Annotated in this window: 6 protein-coding genes; all 6 read left to right on the plus strand. The window is 48.1% G+C overall.

The features are described from left to right. The first annotated feature begins 93 nt into the window (after positions 1 to 93). On the plus strand, positions 94 to 1146 hold the full coding sequence (locus tag BK127_RS34305; protein WP_076236763.1) for a FecCD family ABC transporter permease: 1053 nt from the start codon (positions 94 to 96) through the stop codon (positions 1144 to 1146). Continuing rightward, positions 1147 to 2181 (plus strand): FecCD family ABC transporter permease, encoded by a 1035-nt coding sequence (locus BK127_RS34310; protein ID WP_076236747.1) that lies wholly within the window; start codon positions 1147 to 1149, stop codon positions 2179 to 2181. Between the two features lie 85 nt (positions 2182 to 2266). Then, a complete protein-coding gene (locus tag BK127_RS34315) occupies positions 2267 to 3307 on the plus strand; it encodes an ABC transporter substrate-binding protein (protein ID WP_076236749.1) in 1041 nt (346 codons plus the stop codon). A gap of 2 nt (positions 3308 to 3309) precedes the next feature. Further along, positions 3310 to 4992 (plus strand): AraC family transcriptional regulator, encoded by a 1683-nt coding sequence (locus BK127_RS34320; RefSeq protein WP_083689815.1) that lies wholly within the window; start codon positions 3310 to 3312, stop codon positions 4990 to 4992. A gap of 101 nt (positions 4993 to 5093) precedes the next feature. After that, a complete protein-coding gene (locus BK127_RS34325) occupies positions 5094 to 6146 on the plus strand; it encodes an ABC transporter substrate-binding protein (protein WP_179097708.1) in 1053 nt (350 codons plus the stop codon). 518 nt (positions 6147 to 6664) lie between these two features. Beyond that, positions 6665 to 7267, plus strand: coding sequence for a DUF1349 domain-containing protein (locus BK127_RS34330; protein ID WP_076236753.1), 603 nt, complete (start codon positions 6665 to 6667; stop codon positions 7265 to 7267). Positions 7268 to 7400 lie beyond the last annotated feature (133 nt).

The following is a 7400-nucleotide window of genomic DNA, read 5'->3' on the forward strand; positions in this document are numbered from 1 at the left end:
AGAATCAATGTCATAGATTAACCGCATGTTCTTCCATGGATTGAGGTCTAATTTCTCGAAAGGATAGCTAAGGTGGAACAAATGAGTAAATTAATGGAACATCATATTTCGAGGCAAAAACAATTTTCACCCTTTGCGGATAGGTTTCGAAGTCGACCGTGGACGGCAACCTTCATATTGACAGGTGGGTTGGTCGCATTAGTGTTGGGCATAGGTCTATCCGTCTCCCTCGGTGCGGCCGATATCCATTTACTCGTTGTGTGGGAGGCAATTTACAACTTTAATCCTGATCTCACTCAACATCAGATTATTAAGGAGCTGCGGCTTCCGCGAGTGCTCGGTGGCGCGATGGTCGGGGCTTGCTTTGCTGTGGCGGGTGCTATCATGCAGGGGATGACACGTAATCCGCTGGCGGACTCGGGCCTGCTCGGGCTGAATGCAGGAGCAGGATTAATGCTGGCGCTTTGCTTTGCTTTTTACCCGGGTTTGCCATTTATGTACTTGATTATGTATTCGTTTTTAGGTGCAGGTATGGGTGCAGGGTTAGTATACGGCATTGGCTCGCTGGCTAAAGGTGGACTGACACCTGTACGATTGGTTTTGGCAGGTGCTGCGCTTAGCGCGCTGCTTAGTGCGATCAGTGAAGGGATTGCGCTTTACTACAAAATCGGTCAAGACCTGGCATTTTGGTATGCAGGTGGTGTGGCAGGGACGAAGTGGATCCAACTGAAAATTATGTTTCCTTGGGTCACTGCTGCCATTGTAGGGGCGATTGCCTTGTCTCGTTCGATCACGATGCTGAGTCTGGGAGAAGATATCGCTCGCGGACTTGGACAACGAACGCAATGGGTCAAGCTGGCCGGTGCTGTCATTGTACTTATTCTTGCCGGAGCGGCGGTAGCGGTTGTTGGTGCTGTCGGTTTTGTTGGGCTCATTATTCCCCATCTAACACGAAAGCTGGTTGGTGTCGATTACCGCTGGATTATTCCCTGCTCGGCGGTGCTGGGAAGCTTGCTTGTCGTGTTCGCTGATCTGGGGGCAAGAATGATTAATCCACCCTATGAAACACCGATCGGGGCATTCATCGCACTCATCGGGGTGCCTTTCTTCCTGTATCTGGCACGTAAGGAAAGGAGGGAACTATAGATGGATATCGTATCGGTTTCAACTGTCGAACAAAGGAAGAGAAAGCGCGGTATTCTGGTATTGTCCGTACTCGGCGTGCTTATTGGCATTGCTTTTTTGTTCAGCATGAATATGGGATATATCCGGCTTTCCCCGATGGATGTGATTCGTACGTTATTTGGTTGGGGGACGAATAAGCAAAATCTGATTCTGTTCGATTTCCGTTTACCACGGATCGTGATTTCCGTGCTGATTGGTGCAGGATTGGCCGTATCAGGCTGCGTGATGCAGGGAATATCGCGTAACGCTTTGGCTGACCCAGGAATTCTTGGTATTAACGCCGGAGCTGGATTAATGGTGATGCTGTTTATTTCGTTCTATCCGACGACAGCCGCCGCACCTGTCTTTCTGCTGCCGGTACTTGCCCTGGTGGGAGCGGGTCTGACAGCTGCGCTCATCTATTCACTTGCGTACAAGCGCCATAAGGGCTTGTCGCCAACGCGTCTGTTGCTGACGGGAATTGCCGTTGCGGCGGGTATTAGTGCGGCGATGATCGTGCTGATGCTGCGGCTGAGCCCTGATAAATATCAATTTGTGGCGACTTGGATGGCGGGCAGCATATGGGGAACGAATTGGAAGTTCGTGCTATCGCTGCTGCCATGGATTGTTGTTCTGCTGCCTTATGTTTTCTATAAAGCTTCGGTCATGAACGTGCTCAATTTGGGAGAACAAATGGCAGTCGGACTGGGGGCATCGGTATCAAGAGAGCAGTTGAAGCTATTGTCGGCTGCAGTTGGACTCGCCGCCTCGTGTGTCGCTGTAAGCGGAGGCATCGGGTTCGTAGGACTTATCGGACCGCATCTGGCGCGGCGTTTGGTTGGACCCAAGCATCAATTGTTGCTTCCGACGTCGGCGCTAGTGGGATCGTTGTTGGTTATAACGGCAGATACGCTTGGCCGCCAGATTCTACAGCCGTCTGAAATCCCGACAGGCATTGTTGTGGCAATCATTGGCGCACCTTATTTTCTTTATTTGCTGGCTCGTTCAAGGACATAATGCCAGATTTACGAAAAGGGTAAGAAGCAACCTCTATCGATATTAACAATCATTATCTTAATAAGAGTACGATAGGAGAAATACCATGAAATCGTCATCCAAAATTGCTAAGTCGTTTGTTGTCTGCGTGCTGCTCTGCATGCTATTGGCCGCTTGCGGCGCAAATTCAAGTGTGGAGACAGCATCGAGTTCTGTACAGGCTACAACTGGTAGCGGACAAGCATCGTCGTCGACAACACCAGAAACGCGTTTGTTCCGAGATTATCAAGGACATGAAGTAACGATACCAACGCATCCGAAACGGATCATCGTCAACCAATTTATGGGGCATTTGCTGGCGGTAGGAGTAAAGCCGGTCGGAGCGACTTCGAATCAGCTGAGCCAATTTGAGAAATCGTCTTTCCTGAAACCGCTTGGATTGACCACGGGTATTGAAGACCTGGGTACTACGATTTCGCTGGAGAAAGCGCTCAGTATGGAACCAGATCTGATTATCTTGCAGGAAAATGCTAATGAGGAGACCCAGAATTACGCGGCTTTCTCCAAAATCGCCCCTACCGTAATATTGAAATACGGCTCCAAAACGATGCTGGACCAGTTGAAAGAAGTAGCCGATGTCGCCGGTCAGCCGCAGAAAGCGGAGCAGTGGATTGCGCAGTATGAGAAGAAAGTAAAGCAGTATCGCGAACAATTAGCTGGAGTCATCGGTTCAAATGTTACATTTACAGTGATGGAAGCGTGGCCGAAGTCAGAAATTATGATTTTCGGAAACCTCTTCGGTCGTGGCACCTTTAGCCTGTATAATTCGTTGCAGCTGAAAGCACCGCCTAAGGTTCAGGAGGCGATCATGGACAAAGAGCCGTCATATGTAAAAGTCTCACTTGAAGCGCTGCCGGAATATATGGGAGACTATGTTTTCCTATCCGTCTACGATTGGCAGAACGGTGATAATTCCAAACTGGAAAACGAACTCAAAAATGCACCGGTTTGGCGCAGCCTGTCCGTTGTCAAGGAGAATCGTGTCATCCCAGTCAGTGTCGATGATTTTCTTCCTGGAGATCCGCTCTCTATTGAAAAACAAATGGAGAAGCAAGTGCAGCTGCTCTTGGAGCATTACAAGAAATAGGAATGGAAAACGAACATATAATTAACGTAAATCAACCTAAGGACGACTTCGGTTTATGGCATATTGGGAAGTGTGGGATGGTGATTGTGATGCATGATCAGGAGTCAAAGGTGCCTGCGGTGGATTCCATGTTATACAAGCTTGAAGAGATCCGTCTGCTGAATATGGAAGCTTATGGCCGATTGGGCAAAAGCATTATCACCTTACACACACTGCTGCTGGTAAGCGGAGGCGGGGGCGTGTGCAGAATTGATGGAGACAGCATAAGCATGAGTCGTGGCACTTGCCTTGTACTGTCACCGGGAGTCCTGTTGGAAGCCAGTATGGAAGAGATCAGGGAGGTTCAAATCTATCTGATTACTTTTCATGTATATGATGCCTCTGAGCCAACCCGCCTTCAACACGGGGTGCTTCCTTGCCGTCGGGTCGTGAGTGTTCCTTCATGCTCCAGGCTTGAGGAAATTGCGCGCAATATGATACAGCATCGGCAGCGGGAGAATGCATGGGACAGGCTCAAAGCGAATATATGGTTCCAGGAGCTGCTTCTCGATATTGTTCAGCAAGGTTTTCTTGGCAGCCAACCGGATGCTCAAGAGGCAATATCCCGTACGATGGCATACATGGAACGCAACTACCGGGAGGGGATAACCCGCGAAACGCTGGCGCAAATTGCCGGGATGAGTGCCGAGTATTATTCTCGGTTGTTCAAGAAGCGGAACGGGCAGAGCCCTGTGGATTATTTGACGGAGATTCGTATGAGGCATGCCAAGCGTATGCTCGTGCTTTCCAACACTTCCATCAGAGATGTTGCACAGAGCGTCGGTTTTAACGATGAATTCTATTTTAGCCGCAAATTCAAGCAAAACGCAGGCTCCGCCCCCACTGTATATGTAAAAAATTACAGTCGTACGAAAAAAGTAGCCTCGCTGTTCATTCCATATTCCGGGCATCTTCTAGCGCTGGGTGTTGAGCCCTATATTTCACCCCGTATCAAGTCCAATCCGATTACCGCCCATTTACCTGCAGCTACCCATGTGGATGATGTTAATCCCGACCTGGAGACTTTGGTGGATGCGCAGCCAAGCTTAATCCTGACCAGCGAATACGTGGATCCACTTAAAGCGGAACGATTAAACAGCATTGCTCCTACGATTACGATTCCATTTTTCCAGATGGACTGGAGGGGACACTTCAAAGCGGTTTCCAGAGTAATCGGCAAGGAAAAGCAGGCGAATGAATGGTTGAGCAATTACGAGACAAAAGCCGAGCGGGCCCGCAGTCAACTCAAAAAGCATATGGGGTCCTCTAACAAAGTACTAATACTCGTCATTCGAGGTGGCAAATATTACGTATATGGAAGCCGTAATGCCGGGGCGGTTATTTATGGCGACTTGCAGTTGGCTCCTCCGGAGGGAGTTAGCGGTATTTATCACTTTATGGAAATGACTGTTGAGGCTATAACGGACAGGTATGAGCCTGATTATTTAATTATACAAAACAGGGATTGTTCCGATGTAAGTAAGGCAGTCGAGCCGCTGAAAACCGGGCCTTGGAACAAGATGAAGGCTGTGCAAAAACAGCAGGTGTACTGGATTCAGGATGACCCCTCCTCATGGAATTGTTACACCTCGTTATCGCATGCATGCATTCTCGATGAGGTTGTGGAATGGTTCGTGTCACAATAATCTATGTGATCCGTCATAATTGTTCATGGCTCTTCCCTGAGTAATCGTTATAATTGTGAATGATAATCAATGTCAATCAGATGAAAAGGGGAGATTTCAGCATGTTCGATACACAAGTACATCGAGGGAAGCGCCATTGGCTGCTGATTACAGCTCTGGTTTTAACGATGGTATGGATCGTCACGGGGTGCGGAACTGCGGGAACGGGACCAAGTACGACGGAAGCAGGGGTGAAGCCGCCTGAGAATGAGGGTACAGCAGCTCCGAATCAGAAGAATAGCCCCAAGGAACGTACAGTTAAGCATAAGCTGGGCGATGTTAAGATCCCGGCTGATCCCCAAAAAATAGCTGCGTTGGTATATGCCCATGCGGACCATCTGCTCGCACTTGGCATCAAGCCTCACGCGTTGGTCACTCAGACAGGAACGGAGTTTCTGCCTTATCTGAAGGATCAGCTGCAAGGTGTTAAACCGCTCGGTCTGGCACATGAACTGAATCTGGAGGCTGTATTGGCAGCCGAGCCTGATCTTATTATTGCCAACACAGGCTTTCATGAGAAAACGTATGATTCGCTCAACAAGATCGCTCCGACGGTGCTGCAGGAGAATTATCTGGATGCCATGGACTGGTTTCGTGACACAGCCAAAATTGTAGGTAAAGAAAAAGAAGCCGATGTCGTGGTCAAGCAGCTTCTTGATAAAGCGGCACAAGCCAAAGAAAAGCTTTCCAAGATTGTAGGCAATCAAACGGTAGCTTTTGTAAGGGTTAGCGGTAAAGAATTGTCGGTTGTTGGAATTGAGGAACAAAATCGAGGGAAAATGACCTACTTCGGCAGTCTGTTGTATGAAAACGTTGGACTTAAGGAGCCGGACTATAAAGCAATGGGAATTGAGTTTAAAAAGTCGATTGCGACCATTTCAATGGAAAAACTGCCCGATCTGAAGGCTGATCATATTTTTATGCTCGTTCGTGATGGGGCGGACAATGAAAAGGTGTGGTCGGAGCTGCAGCAAAATCCTATTTGGAAAACCCTTCCGGCTGTAAAAAATAATCATTTGTATGTAGTCAAGGATTCTGCCAAATGGTTTGCAGGGTATGGACCCATCGCTTTTAGTCAAATTATAGACGAAGCTGTTACTGCTTTGAGCAAATAAGAATCAAATGGACAAGTACTTGCAGCCGTCGAGAGGTAATTCTAACAGTTCAAACTGTGGAATTGCCTCTTTTTTATGAGATAAGAATATAGGGAAGGATTCTTCACATGAGCGATACGAAAAAGATCCTAAGAGGTTTAGAATCGTTGACAGGACCTTTTCCGTATTTTGCTGCAAATCGGTTACCGGAAAGTCCGAGTGAATGATTTCTCGATTGGTTGAATCTGGCGATGCGTTTTACTTTGGAGAAATCATAGGCTCTGGCTCTGATGAGAGAAAGGAGAGATGTTTGGCGACAAGGAGATTGAGCAAATTGCAGCTGATGTGGGAATTGAACTGCATGTGCATTGTACCATTCGAAAAATGGACTGCGACTCATGGAGAGAATGGGTATCATATTTCCACGTACAGTGGTATCGTATATGGTTAAGGTGCAGCTTTTGCTGTATCCTTGCTGAGGCCAGCATACAGCTTATCTTTGTATAGTTGAATATTAGGAGAACAAGGAGACCACAATGATGACGAAGAAGAGAATGGACTGGGATGCAGGAACATGGATCAATTTACCTTTGTCTTCCCGGAAAGAAGGAGATTTCCTTAAGGTTGTGCCTGAAAAGGGAAAAGACTTTTGGAAAAAGACTTTATATGGTTTTGAATATGAGGATGGGGCTGCTTTATTGGCGGAATGGGATAACACCGCGGTGGAGGTATCGTTTGAACTCGGATCATTTACGGAGCTATACGATCAGGCAGGCATTCTGTTGTATCATGGCCCGGAGCAATGGATCAAAACAGGGATTGAAATCAACGACGGCATTCCCCAGCTTTCAGTAGTTGTAACCGATGGCTATTCAGACTGGTCGTTAGCGGCTGTGCCGGAGTGGGTTGGGGAGGAGGTCACACTACGCGCCTCTATAATGAAGGATGCCGTGATTATCCGGGCACGGACGGAGCATCACGGCTGGCGTACGATTCGTGTAGCGCGTTTTCCGTACGAAACCGGAAATCAGGCCGGTCCCTATACTTGTTCACCAACCCGTGCTGGCTTCGAGGTCACCTTCACTCACTGGGGCTTTACGGAGCCGGATCAAGACCTTCATGTCGATCCTCCCGTAGAATAAACTTGTACCCAGCACCCTATCATAAGGGAAGCTTTAGTCCGAAAACCAGAGGCTGTCCCAAACTAACATGGCCTGACGGCCACCACCATGAATGAAAATGTCTTGGCTTGTGAATCTGTATGTTCCATAATGG

Source organism: Paenibacillus sp. FSL H7-0331, from assembly GCF_001956045.1.